Genomic DNA, 18,496 nt, shown 5'->3' with positions numbered 1-18,496 from the left:
TCTTGCTATGGGAGCTCAACCTTAACAACTATTTTACGAATTCTAGCAGGTCTCATCTGAGTTATACATCCCTTATGAACATCATGTGGAAAGAAAATTACAAACATACCGGGCTTTGTCTGAAAATATTCCCCGTCTCCATCATAAAGGGCAAAATCCCGAACAGCATCGTAAGCAAGAGCCTCTTCCATAGTTTTAAGAGGAGCATATCCTAACCACTCCTCCCCTGACAAAAGACATTGTATATCTGCATATTTTTTATGGGCTTCCCACACTTGCGCTTCCTTAGGCTTTGTGGTTGCTGATTGTATGATGGCAAAGACTGATGGCCCATCTATCTCATATTTGCCATTTTCCAAAGAAGCCGGAATGAGGTTATCAAGAAATTCAAAAGCTTTTCGAAACCGTTCTCCTAAACAAAAATATGTGGATGCATTATTTAACATATCAAATATCAATATCACCACTCCCTCTTCAAGGCTTGCGGCTTGGATGATGGTACAATATTTTTTGAAACAAAATGGAAAGGAGCGTTGTCATGCTTTCAAAGATTTTTCGTGTTTTTGGAATTCGTACTAAACCTATGGTGCCTCTTTCTGCTCACGACATAGTGACCAGATCACGTCACGCCAGTAAAACAATAGAATGGAGCCGTAATAAACGTTTAACCATTTACAATCCCCCTTTTTGGGGTATCCACCATCTTTTTATAGATCCTGATCTTCATCACGCTCTTATTGCCCTTAAAGAAGACGGGAACTCTTTTGTCTTTTATGGAAACTCCCAGGGGGCTGAACGCTGGGAAAAATACGATACAAATCTCAATATGTGTGATTGCGGCATTGTAGAAAACCAGGCCCTTACGTGGCTCATATACGAAGATTATGTAATCTATAACGGCGCTATGCTTCCTGCTACAAATGCACCCTACCACTGGGGACGTGTAATAGATAACCAGCCTTTCTACGCTTCTATTAACGAAAAGTGGGCCTCTCAAGGCATTTCTGAAATCAGAGAATTGGCCCCTTCTTGTTCGGAATCATAACAAACGCTGCTACATTTCATCCAACTTTAAAATGAGAGGAGCTATCTCGCTAAGTTGCTCTATACCCTTTATATCAGAATCTAAAAGGGGGATACGAGCAACGCCGAAACCACCAAACATCTCGTCGATCTGTTTTAGATACTGTTCTTGGTCAACTCGGCGCTTTTCGAAAAATGGACCTGCCTCCTCAGGAATAACTTTATTTACAATAACTCCCCCTATTCCAACGTCATGTTTTTTCAGTATTTCAATGGCCCGCTTTGTTTCTATAATGGGGAGCTTTTCTGCATTAAGAACAAAATAAAAAGCCGTATTTTTTTTATCCGTCAATATCTTTCTGGCCAAAGCAAATTTGTCACGCCTCGCCTGAAGCGTATCGATGATGGGGTCTTCCTTTATCTTTTCCTGAAGGTCTTTGTCGTATTTTGCAGCAACTTTCATGAGTTCCATGGCATTGGCACGCTTTTCAATCAAATGCTCTATCCAAATTCCAAGTATTTCTGGCAGGGTTATAAGCCGCAATGTGTGACCTGTTGGAGCTGTGTCAAAAACAATAACGTCGTAAGGATTACCTATGGATTCCATCAGTTCAATGAATTTATCAAAAATTGCCGCTTCCTCTGCGCCGGGAGACATATAGGCTATCTCTATCTGGCGTTTTATCTCATCAACGATTACGGCGCTGACGATGTGAAGCATTTTATCCTGAATGGCCTTCATATACTTTTTTGCTTCTTCTTCGGCATCAATTTCTATTCCCCAAAGATTTTCTGCCACAGGAATGACATCCAGGCCGATAGGCCTATTGAAAGCATCGGCAAGGGAATGGGCTGGATCTGTAGAAACCACAAGTGTTTTTATTCCTAGTCTTGAAAGAGCGTATGCATAGGCCGCAGCACATGTCGTTTTTCCAGTTCCGCCCTTCCCCCCAAAAAAAACAAACTGCCTTTTTACATGATGAACCATCGAAAAAGAGCCTCCCTTAATCGAAGTCGTATTGAGCCGCCTTTTCAGCAATTATAAACTTGCGATTTTGCATTCTCCGCTCCCATGCGATAAGGTCTTCTGCAAAATAAGGAAGAACCTCGAGCATGTAGTAGGAAATAGGGTTGGGAATGCCTAAAAAATCACCAAAAAGGAGTAGCATCAGATTATCATTTTCATCAAAGGCTTCTTTTCGAACAACAGCCATTCTCTTGTCTACAAAAGTTCCGTGAGTAAAGGCTCTTGCCCAGAAAAGAGCTTTCGAAAGAAGTTTGTCATTCTTTTTTTCGTTCTCTTCACTAAACATTATGGACACCCCGATAGAAAAGCTCTATTTCTTATATTACTAACTACTTATTTTTGTCTGAAGCGAGTACGCCACCTACCGCAAAGTCTGTTCTTTCCATTTCCATAAGAATGATTCGGACAGCATCTGCCGGCACTTCGATACTATTGCAAATAGCCTTGGTAACCTCATCCACAAGACGCCGTTTTTGCTCCAATGTTCTGCCTTCAAAAAGATGCACGTTAACGATTGGCATAGTGTTTCCTCCTTTTTGAATATAAATTCAAAACTGTTATGTATTATACCTTTTTTAATGAGCCATAGCTTCTTGGGCAGCAAAAAGCAGCATAAGATAAGGATCTTCAACAGTATTATGATAAGGAGAATGGACAAAATAATGAGAAAATAGTCCAGAAACAGTTTCCCTTCTGGTAATGATATCGATAAAACGTTCCGTTAAAAAGAGAGGTGATTCTCCATCAATAACAACTTGGAACCCTATAATTTGTCCCTTTTTCAGTCCTTTTTCGTCAGATGCAGAAACAACAACTTTCCAGAGTCCTTCCTTTCCGTTCACCATAGCCTTTTCTCGAGTATGATAGGGCAATGTGATGGAAAAAACCTGGATACCCAACGTATTTGCCAATTCCTCTGTCCACCCCACACTTCCCCAATGAAGATCGAAAATGGCACTCAGACCCCAGACCGTTGCAGGCGGCAAAAACATTTCTTTTCCCATAATATTGGCAGAGGCGACAAGTCCCTGACGCATAGCAAGAGTGCCAATAAGAGGCAAAATAGGACGTCCCGTAACAGCATCGCTGATTTGAGCAGCGTCGCCAACAACATATATATCGGGATGTGATGACTGCATTTTTTCGTTGACTACTATCCCCCGCTCAATAGAGAGTTCTGCACTTCGAGCTAACTTAACGTTAGGACGAACACCTGTCGCAAAAACAACGCCGTCAGTCTTTATCTCCGTGCCATCTGAGAGCACAACCCTGTCTGATCTGACTTCTGTCAGCTGTATGTTTTTATAAATAGAGACTCCCCATTCAGAAAGACGTTTGCTGACCTTCCCTGCCATATCCATATCCATTGCCGCGATAAGATGAGGCAGGGCCTCTACTAAAGTAACGGCAAGTCCTCTATCGTGAAGAGCCTCCACAACTTCAAGGCCTATGGCCCCACTGCCTACGACAACAGCCTGATCGCTCTTTTCCGCAAAGGCATCAAGTGCGCGGGCATCATCCGCACCACGCATAACGAAGATATTTTCAGCTAGTTTCCCTTTAGAAACGTATTCGCTCCCAACCATAATTTCCGTCAGATCTCGCACGTAACCTTCCTTATCTGATAAAAGCCCCTTTACGGGAGGAAGCCAGGGGACAGCCCCAGGCGCGAGCAGTACTTTTTCAAAATGAATTTCAAAGGGACCCTCTGAACTCGTTCCCCTTGCAATATGGTTCTCTGCGTCCAGTTCAGTTACGACACCACGAATAGCATCCTCGACAATCTCAGGAGGCAAACGGTCCGAGTTAGCCAAATCAACAACTTCTTCTTCAGGACCACCTGGAACAAGTTTTCTTCCAACGCCATAAGGAAGAGAACAAATAACTGTAGGATCCTCGTTCATCACAATTGAGAGACTCTTTTCACCCATGCGTCGAAGTGTCATATAAGAGAATCTTCCTCCAGGACCTCCTCCGATAATAAGCACTCTTTTTCTTAATGTTAACATTACTCCACCTCCACAATAATCAGACAATTTAATATACCGATTCTAACATACCATGGTGGGGTATATCAAGAGGCTACAAAAAAGCCCGGTCCAGGACCGGGCCACTAGCTTTATTTCGACTGAAGAAAGGCTCTGTATCCTTTCCATGCCATGAACAAATCCACTTTGCTGATCAGTTCCCATGGAGCATGCATGGAAAGTACCGGAACACCGCAGTCAATAACGTCGGCTCCCCTGTTTGCAAGAATGTAGGCAATGGTTCCACCGCCTCCTTCATCAACTTTTCCCAGCTCACCAGTTTGCCATACTACGTTGTTCTCATCGTAGAGGCCGCGTACAAAGGCCATAAATTCAGCACTGGCATCGTTGGATCCATATTTACCTCGACTGCCTGTGTATTTGAGTATGACCACGCCATTTCCCATGAGAGAGGAGTTTCGTTTGTCAAAGGGTTCCGGATACGTTGGGTCGAAAGCTCCATCAACATCGGCAGAAAGAACCTTGCTGTTGCTAAAGGCACGGCGAAGTAAAAGCTCTGAATAGTTCTCACTTCCCAAGGCTACCAGTTCAGCCACGGTGTTTTCATAAAAAACAGACTCCATCCCCGTGCTTCCCATACTGCCAATCTCTTCTTTATCAACAAAAAGAGCTGATGCTGTATAGAGAGGGTGTTCCACCTCAAGGATGGCGCGCAAAGAAGCGAAAGCACAGGAACGATCATCATGGCCATACCCAAGAATGAGACCACGGTCAAGACCGGCGTCGCGAGCTTTCCCCGCAGGTACGATCTCTATTTCTGCAGATGTAAAATCTGCTTCTTCAACCCCGTATTCCCTGGCAAGGATTTGCAAAACACCAAGTTTGACCTTTTCTTTAATATCGGCATCCTCTACCGGGATGTGGCCAATGATAACATTCAGATCCTCCCCCGAAATTCCGTCGCTCATTTTTTTCGATGCCTGGGATTTTCCCAAGTGCGGAAGAATGTCACTAATAACAAAGAGAGGATCATCTTCTTTTTCTCCTATGTTGAGGTGAACAAGAGTCCCATCTTTTTTAGCAAAAACCCCATGTATCGCCAAAGGCAGCGTAGCCCACTGATATTTTTTTATTCCCCCGTAATAATGAGTCTTGAGCAAGGCCATTCCCGAATCTTCATAAAGGGGCTGAGGTTTCAGGTCAAGACGGGGAGAATCAATATGACTCCCCACGATGCGAAGGCCCTCTGATAAAGGTTTTTCGCCTATAACGAACAAGGCTACCGCTTTGTTTCTGTTTACAGCCATCACTTTTATGCCAGGTTCTAATTGCCGGCCAGCTTTAATCATTTCTTCAAGCTCCACAAAACCGGCAATACGTGCCATGGAAACGATTTGCTCCACACATTCCCGTTCAATTTTCCCGTTATCAAGAAAATGCTTATAGTCTTCAGCTAAGGCGAATACCTGTTTTTTCTCCTCTTCCTGAAGTTTTTCCCAGGCGCTGGAGAAAGAGTAAAAGCCTTTTTCACGATATTTTGCTTCTATATCTCGATTGCTCAAATTTTAAGCCTCCTGCCTTAATAAATATTGTTATTTATTATACATCTTTCACTAGCAGCACTGTGAGGTCGTTGACATTCGTGCCAGTAGGACCTGTTTTTACGAGTGCGTCCACTCTTTGAAGGGCATGGTATGCATCATTATTCTCGAGAAGGGCAAGGGGGTCGAATCCACTCTGTCGTATTTTTTCTGCCGTTGTTCCATCCACGATCCCTCCTGCTGCGTCTGTAGGACCATCTGTACCATCAGAGCCTACTGAAACAAGCACGACACCAGCTATATTCTGCATCTCAAGAGCAGCAGCAAGAGCTATTTCCTGGTTACGTCCGCCTTTCCCCTTTCCTTTCACGTGAACGACAGTTTCCCCCCCTAAAATAATGGCGCAAGGCGGTTGGAGGGGGCGGGAATGCTCTGATTCCTCCCTGGCTATTGAGGCTAAGAAAGCTCCCGCATCTTTAGCTTCACAGCTAAGAGTTGTTGTGAGTATCAGTGTCTTATACCCTAATTCTGTGGCTTTTTCAGCAGCCTTTTCACAAAGCGTTGTTACGCTTCCAGTGATAAAGGTTTCTACGTTATTGAGGTCTTTAGGGGTTTCTTCTTCAAGTACCCTTAAAAGTCTGGAAGGCATTGTGAGATTATATCGAACCAAAATATCCAGGGTTTCTCTGGAAGTTGTAACATCCGGGCAGGCTGGCCCGGAGGCGATACTATCAAGCCGGTCACCTAGCACATCGGAAAGCACGATAGTATATACTTTAGCAGGGTTTACCCATTGAGCGAACCTCCCGCCCTTTACAGCGGAAAGACGCTTTCGGATCATGTTTATTTCCACAATATTAGCCCCGCAGCGAAGCATCTGATCTGTAATATCAACAAAATCCTTGAGCGAAACTCCCTCTTTCGGTTTTTCAAAAAGGGCTGAACCGCCCCCTGATACTAAAAAAAGCACCTGATCGCGGGGTGAAAGATTTTCTGTTATTTCAAGGGCTTCAGAAGTGGCCTTGAGAGAGTTTTCATCTGGCAAAGGATGACCAGCTTCCCATATAGAAAGTTTTTTTATTGGCCCCTGGCTATGTTCATATTTCGTTATTACGACACCCTTCGCTACCTGATCACCTAAAACATCTACGGCAGCCCTTGCCATACGCCATGCGGCTTTGCCTATTGAAACGAGGATAACCCGCCCTTCACAAGGCTTTTTTCGCAGCTGCTCCTTTACAGCATGTTCTGGCAACACTGCGTCAATAGCGTGGTGAATAATATGCATGACATCACGGTGAAGAGACATAGCCAAACCTCCTGATGTGAGTTATTGCAGGGTGGGTTCACGTCATCATCATAGACAATTCTGATAAAGAGCCAAAGCTTCCTCATCAAACTAGAAAACTATTTGCTTTTTCTTATCTCTCTTAAATATCCATATATAGTAAAACGGCTCTTCCCAAGTTCTTTGCACAATGTATCGACAGCTCTTTTCAACCTGAAAAAACCCTTTTCCTCAAGAGACTGGATGATCTCGAGTTTCTCTTGTTTGGTCGTATAGCGAAGTGGTCTTCCGCCACGCTGAGCCCTTGTCTCGTCAATCATTTTTTTAAGCAGCGAGTCAGAAGTTGGCACAAGAGTCTCAACTGAAGCTCCGGATGAGGATGATAAAGGAACAATTCTAGTCAGTTCTTCAGAAAGGTTTTTCAGCATTCGTGCTCGAGTCATATCGTAATTTATACAAAACAAACCAACAACCTTATTTCTTCTGTCACGTATCAGCGTTACGCTCGAACGCATAGGGCGGCCGTCAGAGGCACTGGAAGGGTAATTCGCAATAAAATCCACATCTTTATATTCGTCATTTTCTCGCAAACTGGTGCCAAACTCAGTAAGGGGAGATTGTTCTGTACGTCCCGTTAGTTCTCCATGAGCTATAGCTACTATTTTATGCTTTGGACCTGAAACATCATGAAGCACAATCTCGTAATCAATCCCCAAAGTCCGATCTAACATTTGTACAACTGGTATAAGTGGAAGCAACAGAGGATGGCACTTTTGTTTCATTACAGCACCCTGCCTTTCTGCGTACCTGCCCAACAAAAAAGGGCGGAATTCTCCGCCCCACATTGTATCATGGCATTCTTTTCTATTACACAAGACATCCAGGGATATTAACAACATTGTGTAACGATCTCTCAGACCCTGCTTTCACAATAGTTTTTCCTTTTAAAAAATTCCTCATAGAGCATTGACGCGCCAGAATAAAGGACGACACCGGCAGCAATCCACTGAAGGACTGCAAGGTTCAAACTTTTAACAATAGATACAGCGGCGAGAACACCTACAACACCGAAAATGCTTGAGAAAAGTGTGATTTTACGCCCGTATTGTCCTAGGCGGATAAACTCCATAGCACCCATAGGAACAGAGAATGTACACGCCCCCATCATTATGGGAAATACTGTTGCTGGATTCACGCCAAGAGCATAAATTGTTGCCATCGTGGGGGCACAAGACCCGACTCCCACATTATTCAAGGCTCCAAACACAAAGAGAAGAACCCAAGCTATGCCGAGCTTAGCACCGGAAAGACCGGTAGCATCTCCACCTAAAGGAATTATATTGAACTTTCCAGCCAAAATTAACACAGAAGTTAAAACAAACCCTACTCCCATAAAAGTCCTGATTGTCTCTGCTGGAAGTTTTACTGCAAAACGAGGGCAGATATAAGCTCCAAGCATCTGGGCCACAATACATGAAACAAGCGTTACCGTATCCACTCGAATGGTAGAAATATAAGCGAGGGCCATTATCGCTACTGGAATGACACATTGGGTATTCAATGTTCCGGGAAGTTTCGAATCGCTTGTAAGTTTTCTAGCCCGATACAAAATCGTGGAGAGGGCAAAATCAGAAATACCAAAAGTTGCAAGAAAAAACGTGATAGCCCCCCATAATGCCAGAAAAACATTGTTTCCCGGTTCTGCCCATGCATCTTTTTTGTGTTTCAAAAAATCTGCGGCAAACTTGAAAGCATAAAGACCATTCACAAGAGTAATTAATACGAGCAGCACTCCGACCATTTTGCCCTCCATTTTAAGTGATAGCACCGCCAATCACTGCGTTCGCAAGGCATCTTATATAAATTCAACATAATTGTCAATATAACACTTTTTTGTTTGTTAGCCATGACATGCTTTTAGATGCCTATTTCAACTTTTAAAAGGGAATTTTCAATGTGTGGTATAATATGAGCTGTATTCTAACCAGAAAAGTTTAAAAGGCCGTTCTGGAAAGTTGGAACGGCCTTTTTTATTTTGCGGCACTTCCCGCCATGCAGTCACGATGGTACCGAAACGTCATACCGCATGTGTCGCTTATATCGGAATTTGTAAGAAAGGTGAGGGTTTATTTTTATGAGTAAGAAACTTGTTTACGTTAATGAAGTCCCCTTCTGGATAACCCCTGAGGGTCGTTTAGAAGCAGTCGAGCTTCACAACGGACATGTTGTGGAACGAATTATGCTTCGTACTTCCCGTGGGCTTCAGGTTCTAAGAAGCACCGCTTCTATCTAGGGACAACATGCTGATTTAGAGGGACATCATTGTTTCTTTAAAAGTAACCTTATAACAGGCCTCTAGCAAGAGGCCTGTTTCGTTTTTCAAGTAAGTGCCACTATCGCTCTAAGTCGTCATGCTTTTTATTTTTTGAGGAAAGTTTTGCGAGCTTTTCAAGAAAATCCCTGACTTCTAGAGTGTTCTCTAAACTGTACTCCGCCAGTGATTTACGCTCTTTTTCACCATCCTTTACAACAATGCCTAACCCAGTATGCCTGATGGCTTTAAAAGCGTCCTCATCAGTAATGTCATCTCCAATATAAAGAAGAAGCGTTCTTTCAATATTCAGCCCTATAGCTTTCACCAACCATATAATGGCCTTGCCTTTGTCCCAGTCAAGATTTGGTTTTAGCTCCAAAACCATTTTCCCGAGCCCTTTTTTTAATTTTGGCTCGCGGGCTAGAACCCTATCTACAAGAAACTCCACTTCTTTAACACGATCGGATGGAACGAGACGATAATGCAGGGCAAGAGAAAATTTTTTCCGCTCAAGGAGAGCTCCTTCTATATCTTTAAACTTTTCTTCAAGAAATTTTTGGGCTCTATCCAATATCGGAAGATACTCTTTCCCAACCTGATAAGAGATCTCACCGTGAGGGCTTAATATATCAAAGCCATGGCTGCCTGCAAAAACCACAATATCGAGCTTTATCAAATCTTTAATTTCTTTCAGATCCCGGCCGCTTATAACAGCAACAGGAAATCGCATAGCTAACTTTTTCAGAGCATGTTTCATTTCTGAAGAGAAAACAGTGAGTTCAGGTCTATCTACGATAGGTGCCAAGGTCCCATCATAATCAAGAGTAATGAAAAGACTGGAATTCTGTAGTCTTTTTTCTACGAATTCCACAATTCCCATGGCAGAAGGAATCTTCTCCATAGGCTGAGCGTTGTCTGACAACTCCACTCCTACCGCTGGGGCTTTCATGGGAAGCACATTCGAATGAATTCCCCTTTCTTCAGGCACTTTATGTACTTTTTGTTCCTTTTTGCTATTGTTGTTAGACTTCACTTTGCTTAACTTCATAGTCAACCCCCCGAAAAAGGAGTGTGGAAACAGGCTACAAATGTATTGTAACCTAAAGGAGAATTTTCTTTAGGATTAATATTGTGCCTGTTCAAAGGCAATCATATTTTATAGCCTTGACACAAAGAGTTTGACGGGTTAAACTTTTCTCGAAACAACGAGAAAAGGAGAAGATTGCTATGGTATCGTCAAGAATAGAAGATTACCTTGAAGAAATTTTTGCCCTTGAAATGCATGGTGACGAAGCCACTGTAACACTCCTCTCTGAACGTCTGGACGTCACGAAGGGCACTGTGGTTTCCGCTATAAAAAAACTTGTAGAGGCTGACATGCTCGACCACGAGAGATACGGTGCTGTAGCTCTAACAGAAAAAGGCAGAGAACAGGCATTGAACATTTATAGACGACATGCTCATCTTTCTTTTCTCTTTACTGAAATTCTCGGTTTTGACAAAGAAAAAGCTCAAAATCTGGCATGTATTATGGAGCATGAAATGGATAGCGAAACCGATGGCAGGTTATTTGCCCTGACAGATTATTTTTGTCAGGCTTTGAGGGAAGGAGCCGCGTGGTTTAAAGAACTGCGCGTTGAAATGGATGACCCTTCCAGACTTCCCACTCCTCTTGTCGCACTGAAACCAGGCATGAAGGGTATTGTAAATCGAGTAACTTCAAACGGTTTGCTCAGAAAACGACTTATGGAAATGGGCCTTGTCCCTGGAACAGAAATTACATTTTCAAAAGCATCTCCCCTTGGAGATCCTCTGGAATTTGAGATTGGGGGCAGAAATCTTGCGCTACGACGCGGTGAAGCCGCAACTGTGTGGGTACGGCGAAAAAAGGAGAATGAAAGCCATGATGCCTCTTAGTTTCGTTAGAGAAGGCGCAGTTGTAAAGGTTGAGAATCTTGCGGGAGGAATGTCGTTTCGCAAAAGAATGGCAGAATTAGGTCTATTGCCAGGTTCTGTATTTACTGTTTTGCGTACGGGCGGCGGCCCATTTTTGCTTAAAATAGGTGAAACTCGTCTTGCCCTTGGACAGGGCATGGGGAATCGCATTTTTGTCAGGGAAATTTAGCCTAAAAGAGCACCGCTCTTTTTTTTATCATTTTAAATGTTTTATCAATCAAACAAAGAGGTGGAGATATGGGTACTCCAAAGTTAGTTCTACTCAGCGAATTGCCAGCGGGTAGTCTTGCTATCGTTTTTCGTGTCGATGGGAATCCTGAACTGAAACGGAAAATGCTGGAAATGGGCCTTGTGCCGGGAACTGAGCTCTTAATACAACGAAAGGCCCCCCTGAACGACCCTATATCTGTTTCATTTCGTGGCTATGAACTGAGCCTTAGAGTATATGAAGCTGAAAGTATTCTGGTGAGGAAAATCGAATTGGGTGGTTGCGACGGTAATTGCAAAACATGTTGGGGGTGTCATTAACTATGGGCAACATAACTCTGGCTTTGGCCGGCAATCCTAATACAGGAAAAACAAGTTTGTTCAATCTTTTGACAGGCTCCAGACAGCATGTTGGGAACTGGCCTGGAGTTACCGTTGAGCGAAAAGAAGGGCATTTTTCCTACGAGGGAATGAACTTTACTCTCGTTGATTTGCCAGGAATTTATAGCCTGGGAGCTGCTTCCATAGATGAACAGGTAGCGTCTGAATTCCTCATTAAAGAAAAACCTGAACTTGCCATCACTGTGGTAGATGCTTCAAATCTAGAAAGAAGCCTCTATCTTGTGGTGCAAATGCTCGAAGCCGGGCAGCCTCTGATCATAGCGTTAAACATGGCTGATGTTGCAGAAAACAAGGGCATCCGTATCCATCGCGAGAAACTGGAAAAAGCGTTGGGAGTTCCAGTTGTTCCCACTGTGGCCAGAGAGAGAAAAGGCTTAGAGGACCTTGTTAAAAGAGTGAAGGACAGATTTGAAAATGGCGTTTCCCTATCTCTTCTTGCCATACCTTATGGCGAGAAGGTAGAGCAATCTTTGGACAGGATAGCAAAAAACGTAAGTTCTGCACTGCTGAGAGAAGCAAACATTGATCGTCGTTTAGCCTCCATAAAAATAGCAGAAGGGGATCCTTTGATTATCTCCATGCTTGAAAAATTAGGAGAAGCAAAAGAGGTTACGGCCATTGTGGAAGAAGAAAACGAACGTCTGGAACTGGAGCTTGGCTACGATCTCTTAACCGCCGTTATAGAACGGCGCTGGAATTTCATTTCCGCCATTACACAAAAAGTCGCAGAACGAAATCTTTCTTTAAAGAAAAACCTGTCTCCCTCTGACAAAATAGACCGAATTGTAACCCATAAGATTTGGGGATTGCCCATATTTCTTATTATTACTTGGTTCATGTTTCGCTTCACTTACGCAGTAGGTGATCCTATTGCGGATTATCTCGACGGAACTATTTCGGCACTGGGAGAAAGAATCGCATTTTTAATGGAAACTGCCGGGTTTCCACTTTTTGCGGGAAGTTTTGTGGCAGACGGCGTTATTGGAGGTGTAGGGTCAATTGTAGTCTTTTTTCCACATATAATGGTCCTCTTTGCCTTTATCGCCATTCTTGAAGATTCTGGCTATATGGCACGAGGTGCCTTTGTTATGGACAGAATTATGAGAGCAATGGGCCTGCACGGAAAGAGTTTTATACCCATGCTAATGGGCTTCGGCTGTAATGTCCCCTCCATTATGGCTACCCGCGTTCTGGAACGCCCCCGCGACCGCATGATTACTCTTTTGGTTCTTCCTTTTATGAGCTGCTCTGCCCGACTTCCTGTATATTTGCTTTTTGCAGGTATATTTTTTGGCAACCATGCTGGAACCATTGTATTTTCGTTGTACGTACTTGGAATTGCAATAGCTGTCATTTCAGCCAAGGTGTTGGGCAGTACTCTTTTTAAAGGAGAATCGTCACAATTTGTAATGGAACTGCCCCCATATCACCTGCCCCAGGCTGGTTCTGTATTAAAGAGCGCCTGGGAGCGTGCCAGTCTGTTTTTGAAAAAAGCTGGGACTGTTATTTTTGGAGCCGTTATTATCGTTTGGGTTATGGCTAGCCTCCCTCTTGGAGTTGAGTATGGCTCTCACGAAAGCATTGTCGGCCGTATTGGAGACATGCTGGCTCCTCTATTTGCTCCTGCGGGGTTCGGTTTCTGGCAGGCTGGCGTAGCACTCTTCTTCGGCTTTTTTGCAAAAGAGATTGTGGTAGGAACTCTCGGAACATTACTAGCTGGAGGCGAAGCAGGTCTTGCATCAGCATTGCCAGCCCTTTTCTCTCCCTTAAGCGCTTATGCTTTTCTTGTAATGACACTGCTCTATGTTCCGTGTATCGCTGCCGTAGCGGCTTTTAAACGGGAAACGAACAGTTGGAAATGGACCTTCTTTATGATCGCATACACTACTCTCATAGCATATGGCGCCGCCGTTATCGTTTATCAGGGAGGGCAGTTGCTACTCGGTTTGTCATAAAACGAATAAAATGTTTTAAAGCACCAATCCTCTCAAACCCAGCATAAGTAAAGAGGCCTCTTTCGAGGCCTCTTTACTTATTTAAAACTCCACCGCCTCGTAACTTGTGGTAAGCCAGGCCCCCTGCTGATCAAGCTCTTCAAGAGCACGGCTGCTGTCATCAGGCTGAACATTTACGCCCTTTATCCCATCTGTAACTATGAAAACCTCAAAACCTTCTTTCAAGGCATCAAGGGCGGTGCTTTTTACACAATAATCTGTTGCAAGGCCACAGATAAACACCCTTAAAATAGACTGGTCCCTGAGCATTTCCAATAATTCAGTGCCGTCAAAAGCAGAATAGGCATCTTTATCCGGGCTAGCCGCCTTGCTTATAACCGCTGCACTTGAAGGAATGTACAGTTCGGGATGAAAGGCTGCCCCCTTCTGTCCCTGAACACAATGGGGCGGCCACGGTCCCCCTTGTTCCTTAAAACTTATATGGTTCTCTGGATGCCAATCTCTGGAGAAAAACATGGGGATGTGGCGGCTTTCACAATATTGAACAAGGCCATTAATCACAGGCACAACGTCCTCCCCGCCAGGAACAGCTAACGATCCCCCTTCACAGAAATCATTCTGAACATCTACTACAATAAGCGCATCTCCAGTTGTAATAGCCATAGGGTCATCACCTCTCCTGTTATTATAAAATAAAAAAGCCGAAGCGAATCACTTCGGCAATGTAACTTCAATATGGCGTTCCAGACAGGATTAGATTTTTTATAGTGATATATAACGATTTTTTATAAGGATATAAAACTTACAATGTGCGCATTTCTTCTACAGAAACGTTTTCCAGACCAAGTTCTTTTAGTCCTACTCCTGTCTCAAAATAGTTTTGACCATTTACGACGCTTGATAAATGAATGATGCTATTAATTGTAGGAGCGGCAATTCCTAATTTTTGTGCCAAGGCCGAAACAGGAACGAGAAGATAGGGCACATCTTCTATGAGATATCTGTAATTCATTGAAGTTGGTGCATCCGTTCCGTGACCACAGTAAACGCTGTTATTCAAAATAGTTTCTCTTAAAGTTTTTCCCTCAAGGTTATATAGTTTCTTCATATCGTCCATAGTCGACAGTAGATCTATTCCAAGTGCTTCCCCAATGAACATGCGTTCCCGATCCATCGCTTCCATAACGCTACAGACAGATTCTGTCATGCCATCACCGTAAAATCTAAAATTGCCGTTTTCGGACTCGATTCTTCCCGCATTCATAATCATAGTGGGACAGTGGAGAATCATATTTGTATTATATAAACCTATAGCTATGACGTTAGGAGCTGCTTTTAGTTGTATAGGAAAGGCCTGTTGTATTTGAGATATAAAAGTTTCAGTCTGATTTCCAGGCAGAGTAGCTATGGAAAGATGCTGTTTTATACCCCATATGTTGACTCTTCCAAGTGCTTCCAAACGACATGCATAGGGCATGGTGTCGGCTTCTGCCATTTTCAAAGATGTAGTATTTCCTATTTTCTTAAGGTGGCTTCTGAAAACGAGTGAACCAAAATTCCCTGGCATAAGTACAAGTTTTTGATTGTCTTCTATATAAGGAGCTATTGATTCCAAAATTGGTTTTTGAGCGAAACTCGGAGCAAGAAAGTAAATAATATCGGCTCCTTTTATAGCTTCTTCAGCACTTGTCGTTACGTTGGCAAGATGCCCCTTTTTCTCCATTATTCCTGTTAAAGTGATGGTTTTACTTTTTTTCAAATCTGCTATTTTATGCTCTAGTTGAGGGTGCTCAAAAAGTGTTACTTCAAAATCCTGTGAGGCAAGATCTCCTGCGAGGGCTTGCCCGCCGTTCCCTGCTCCAAGCACTGTTATTCTAGTCATCGTTAAAGCCTCCATTTTAAAACTAATAAACCGAATTACACTCATAGACTATAAAATAAAATTAAGTTATAATAAGCACTTCTTCCGTTTCATAGCAAAAAATATATTATCATATATGGAGGCGCTACAAATGTTGAAAACATCAAAAATTTTCATATTGAGTGTGATTATGTCTTTAATCGTTGCTGCTCCCTCTTTAGCCGCGAAATCGGTAATGGATCGTACCGTGATCCGTGTGGGGACAGAGGCAACTTACCCCCCCTTCGAGTACAGAAGTGAGAAAAATGAAATTGTAGGATATGACATCGATGTCGTTAAAGCTCTTGGAGCTCATTTAGGTAAGGACGTAGAACTTGTTGACATGTCTTTTGACGGCCTTATTCCTGCTTTGCTTACCGGAAAAATTGATATGATTGCCGCGGGAATGACAAATACGGAAGAGCGCAGAAAAAAGGTTGATTTTTCCGATGTTTACTATGAAATTGAAAATGCCTTTGTTACAAAATCAGATGATGAATCCATATCTAAAATAGAGGATCTTGCAGACAAAGTAGCTACCGTTCAAATCGGAACAGCGCAAGATATCTTTATTACTAATACGAAACTTCCAAAAGAAATTAAACGTTTTCAGAAAAATGACGATGCTTTGAGGGAAGTCTTATTGGGACGATCAGATTTTTGTGTTGTTAATCTTACAGTAGCCAATGCATACCTTAGAAATAACGACGCCTTTGGCAGCACGTTGAAAATTGGTTTTCGGAACTTTATACATAAACAAGGGGAAGGCATTGCCTTAGCTATTCCGAAAGGTGACACGACTTTTCAGGAAGCTCTCAACAAAGTTCTGGATGAAATGAAAAAGAGCGGGGAGCTTTTAGGGCTCAAGAAAAGATATCAGATAGACTAAGGGGAAGTAAAAAATGGCTCGGTTGTTGTGTCAATCTCAAATAAGCAAAATGATTACGATGCATGATGTCGTAGAAATAATTGATAAAACATATAAAGGTATGGGAGAAGGAACTGTAATAAACCCAACGAAAGGAACATTGGATTTAGGCGAAAGTTCTCCATATCCCCCCTATCACGCAGATATAAACTCTATGCCTGCATATGTAGGATGGGTAGATACAGCCGGCATCAAATGGGCAGGAGGCTGGATGGATAACCCTAAGCAGGGGTTGCCTTATGTAAGCGCTATCATTGTATTAGTCAACCCAAGAAATGGCATCTTTACTGGAGTTCTCGACGGTACCCTGATAACAAACATGAGAACCGGCGCCCAAACAGCTGTCGCTTTAAAATATCTTTATCCGGAACAAAAATCATTAACAGTGGGGCTTTTTGGAGCAGGAGTTCAGGGGCGCACCCAAATAGCCGCTATTTCAGAAGTTTTCGATATAGACGAATTAAAAATATATGATGTTGCACCTAAATCTGCAAAACTATTTGCGGAAGAGATGGGCAGCAAGATCTCGGGGAAAATTACGATTTGCACCCAACCTCAAGAGGCAGCTCAAGGTCATGCCGTTATAACTGTAACTCATGCAAAAGATGGCTTCTTTAAAAAAACGTGGTTTGAACCTGGAACAGTGCTCTTCCCCATGGGGTCTTATAAGGAGTGCGAAGATGAGACTCTTTTGACTGCGGATTACATTGTTGTAGACCATGTGGCGCAGTGCCTTCACCGCGGGGCATTAAAGGATCTCGCAGAAGCTGGCAAAGTGTCGCAAGAGGATATTACGGCTACGTTGGGGGAATTGTCAGTAGGTGCAAAAAAGCTCACTGCTTCGTCCTCTTCTCGCGTTCTTTGTGTTCCTATTGGGACAGGTGCTATGGATGTTGCTGTGGCATCAGTTGTTTTACAGCGAGCGGAAAAGGAAGGGATAGGAGACACATTTAATTTCGCTATATAATTATTTCATTTAACCTTGCTATTTTGCTCAAATAACATCATTCTCTTTTCATACCATTAAAACAACAAGTCCTCGACAGCCCTCGAAAGGGGGCTGCTTTTTATGTCGAAAGATAAAACTTGGAATACGTTTTGGCCTAAGAGGCTTACTAAATAGCAAAGCTTGGATAGGGGCTTTCACCCATCCATATGGAGAGCTAAGGCATTTACGTACCTCTTGTCACGTGTTTGCATTAATCAACGACAGCCTTTTGCGCTAATAAAGTCGTTGTGAAAGTTACAATAATTAAGTACCTTGCTCCAAGGTATTCCAAAAAAGACATTAATGTACTCTATTTTTTATCCATACTGTGATTCACAATAAATATCCTCAATGCTTGGCTGACTTAGAAACTGATATCATTAGATATAGGAGAAAAAGTCTATCTCCACCATTCTTCCCCTTCGTTTTCATGCCAAAAATCAATTCGATGAATATCCTCTTTAATAGCGGGTTTTTGAGCTATAACGGTATTCAAATCCCCTTGAGTATCCTGATCCATCTGAAGTTCATTATCTGTATTTCTTTTTGTTGCACCTTTTGTATTTCTGTCTTGGAAGAGAATAAACAACCCCAAAAGAGCTAAACATACAATGCAAAAAAACAACATTGGTCATCGCCTCCCTTTAAGCAATATTTCTTCTCGTTAGTGAATTAATTCTATCTGTTAAACTCTCTATATAAACGAAGCATATGTAACCTTTATTTTACTCCATCTTTAATCTAGCAAAATACAAATCAGTTAGAAATGCGATTGGCATAAATCAATGCATACTTCTGATTCAATTAACTCTTCAACATTATCTGAGAAGACTTAAAAAAGACCCAACCGCTTCTAGTTTCCCCCAAGGGATTCTGTGATGTCTTCCACTCGCCTTACGAAAACTCCTATCAGGTACATTTATATCATAGCTTCCTCAACGGATGTTTCTCTCCAATGCCGCTCTATTATGGATGTTTC

Annotated in this window: 21 protein-coding genes; 8 read left to right on the top strand and 13 right to left on the bottom strand. The window is 42.7% G+C overall.

The window, feature by feature from the left end:
- Nucleotides 1-5: 5 nt before the first annotated feature.
- Complete coding sequence (locus B2U56_RS06355; protein ID WP_041459359.1) at nt 6-458, bottom strand: YhcH/YjgK/YiaL family protein; 453 nt, start codon at nt 456-458, stop codon at nt 6-8.
- Nucleotides 459-538: 80 nt separating this feature from the next.
- Here B2U56_RS06355 and B2U56_RS06350 point away from each other — a divergent pair, with 80 nt between their 5' ends.
- Complete coding sequence (locus B2U56_RS06350) at nt 539-1,045, top strand: hypothetical protein (RefSeq protein ID WP_286952834.1); 507 nt, start codon at nt 539-541, stop codon at nt 1,043-1,045.
- Nucleotides 1,046-1,054: 9 nt separating this feature from the next.
- On the opposite strand, the gene B2U56_RS06345 is transcribed toward B2U56_RS06350, so the two are convergent.
- From B2U56_RS06345 to B2U56_RS06310, 8 genes are all read right to left on the bottom strand, one after another.
- Entirely contained in the window at nt 1,055-2,011 is a 957-nt protein-coding gene (locus B2U56_RS06345) for an ArsA family ATPase (protein ID WP_213700417.1), read from the bottom strand.
- A 16-nt stretch (nt 2,012-2,027) separates the two neighbouring features.
- The gene (locus B2U56_RS06340) at nt 2,028-2,336 is read right to left on the bottom strand and encodes a hypothetical protein (protein WP_414631798.1); all 309 of its coding nucleotides are present in this window, start codon (nt 2,334-2,336) and stop codon (nt 2,028-2,030) included.
- Nucleotides 2,337-2,379: 43 nt separating this feature from the next.
- Nucleotides 2,380-2,571, bottom strand: coding sequence for a 4-oxalocrotonate tautomerase (locus B2U56_RS06335; RefSeq protein WP_013048620.1), 192 nt, complete (start codon nt 2,569-2,571; stop codon nt 2,380-2,382).
- A gap of 54 nt (nt 2,572-2,625) precedes the next feature.
- Nucleotides 2,626-4,059: an FAD-dependent oxidoreductase gene (locus B2U56_RS06330; protein WP_286952833.1), complete on the bottom strand. Its 1,434-nt coding sequence runs from the start codon at nt 4,057-4,059 to the stop codon at nt 2,626-2,628.
- Nucleotides 4,060-4,169: 110 nt separating this feature from the next.
- A complete protein-coding gene (locus B2U56_RS06325) occupies nt 4,170-5,600 on the bottom strand; it encodes an aminopeptidase (protein WP_213700420.1) in 1,431 nt (476 codons plus the stop codon).
- Nucleotides 5,601-5,637: 37 nt separating this feature from the next.
- The gene (locus B2U56_RS06320; protein ID WP_286952832.1) at nt 5,638-6,888 is read right to left on the bottom strand and encodes a glycerate kinase type-2 family protein; all 1,251 of its coding nucleotides are present in this window, start codon (nt 6,886-6,888) and stop codon (nt 5,638-5,640) included.
- 98 nt (nt 6,889-6,986) lie between these two features.
- A complete protein-coding gene (locus B2U56_RS06315) occupies nt 6,987-7,649 on the bottom strand; it encodes a helix-turn-helix transcriptional regulator (RefSeq protein ID WP_286952831.1) in 663 nt (220 codons plus the stop codon).
- A 131-nt stretch (nt 7,650-7,780) separates the two neighbouring features.
- Entirely contained in the window at nt 7,781-8,668 is an 888-nt protein-coding gene (locus B2U56_RS06310; protein ID WP_286952830.1) for a sulfite exporter TauE/SafE family protein, read from the bottom strand.
- 333 nt (nt 8,669-9,001) lie between these two features.
- Between B2U56_RS06310 and B2U56_RS06305 the strand changes: the two genes are divergently transcribed.
- A complete protein-coding gene (locus B2U56_RS06305) occupies nt 9,002-9,160 on the top strand; it encodes a hypothetical protein (protein WP_013048626.1) in 159 nt (52 codons plus the stop codon).
- Nucleotides 9,161-9,260: 100 nt separating this feature from the next.
- Here the strand turns inward: B2U56_RS06305 and otsB are convergent, their stop codons facing one another.
- On the bottom strand, nt 9,261-10,229 hold the full coding sequence (gene otsB, locus B2U56_RS06300; RefSeq protein WP_286952829.1) for a trehalose-phosphatase: 969 nt from the start codon (nt 10,227-10,229) through the stop codon (nt 9,261-9,263).
- Nucleotides 10,230-10,408: 179 nt separating this feature from the next.
- Between otsB and B2U56_RS06295 the strand changes: the two genes are divergently transcribed.
- The 4 genes from B2U56_RS06295 to feoB all read left to right on the top strand — a co-directional run bounded on the left by B2U56_RS06295 (nt 10,409) and on the right by feoB (nt 13,701).
- On the top strand, nt 10,409-11,098 hold the full coding sequence (locus tag B2U56_RS06295; protein WP_286952828.1) for a DtxR family transcriptional regulator: 690 nt from the start codon (nt 10,409-10,411) through the stop codon (nt 11,096-11,098).
- Entirely contained in the window at nt 11,085-11,306 is a 222-nt protein-coding gene (locus B2U56_RS06290) for a FeoA family protein (RefSeq protein ID WP_286952827.1), read from the top strand. Before B2U56_RS06295 ends, B2U56_RS06290 begins: the two co-directional genes overlap by 14 nt.
- A 68-nt stretch (nt 11,307-11,374) precedes the next feature.
- A complete protein-coding gene (locus tag B2U56_RS06285) occupies nt 11,375-11,665 on the top strand; it encodes a FeoA family protein (RefSeq protein WP_213700895.1) in 291 nt (96 codons plus the stop codon).
- A 2-nt stretch (nt 11,666-11,667) separates the two neighbouring features.
- Complete coding sequence (gene feoB / locus B2U56_RS06280) at nt 11,668-13,701, top strand: ferrous iron transport protein B (protein WP_013048632.1); 2,034 nt, start codon at nt 11,668-11,670, stop codon at nt 13,699-13,701.
- Nucleotides 13,702-13,782: 81 nt separating this feature from the next.
- On the opposite strand, the gene pncA is transcribed toward feoB, so the two are convergent.
- Together pncA and B2U56_RS06270 are read right to left on the bottom strand one after the other, a co-directional pair.
- Nucleotides 13,783-14,364 (bottom strand): bifunctional nicotinamidase/pyrazinamidase, encoded by a 582-nt coding sequence (gene pncA, locus B2U56_RS06275; RefSeq protein WP_213700894.1) that lies wholly within the window; start codon nt 14,362-14,364, stop codon nt 13,783-13,785.
- Between the two features lie 139 nt (nt 14,365-14,503).
- Complete coding sequence (locus tag B2U56_RS06270) at nt 14,504-15,583, bottom strand: NAD/NADP-dependent octopine/nopaline dehydrogenase family protein (RefSeq protein WP_286952826.1); 1,080 nt, start codon at nt 15,581-15,583, stop codon at nt 14,504-14,506.
- Between the two features lie 130 nt (nt 15,584-15,713).
- Here B2U56_RS06270 and B2U56_RS06265 point away from each other — a divergent pair, with 130 nt between their 5' ends.
- Both B2U56_RS06265 and B2U56_RS06260 read left to right on the top strand, forming a co-directional pair.
- Nucleotides 15,714-16,490 (top strand): transporter substrate-binding domain-containing protein, encoded by a 777-nt coding sequence (locus B2U56_RS06265; protein WP_286952825.1) that lies wholly within the window; start codon nt 15,714-15,716, stop codon nt 16,488-16,490.
- Between the two features lie 13 nt (nt 16,491-16,503).
- Complete coding sequence (locus B2U56_RS06260) at nt 16,504-17,496, top strand: ornithine cyclodeaminase family protein (protein WP_286952824.1); 993 nt, start codon at nt 16,504-16,506, stop codon at nt 17,494-17,496.
- A gap of 421 nt (nt 17,497-17,917) precedes the next feature.
- On the opposite strand, the gene B2U56_RS06255 is transcribed toward B2U56_RS06260, so the two are convergent.
- Nucleotides 17,918-18,145, bottom strand: a complete 228-nt coding sequence (locus tag B2U56_RS06255; RefSeq protein ID WP_286952823.1) for a hypothetical protein — start codon at nt 18,143-18,145, stop codon at nt 17,918-17,920.
- Nucleotides 18,146-18,496 lie beyond the last annotated feature (351 nt).

This window comes from Aminobacterium sp. UBA4987 (assembly GCF_002396985.1).
Taxonomy (GTDB): domain Bacteria; phylum Synergistota; class Synergistia; order Synergistales; family Aminobacteriaceae; genus Aminobacterium; species Aminobacterium colombiense.
This window is presented reverse-complemented; position numbering and strand designations above follow the sequence as displayed.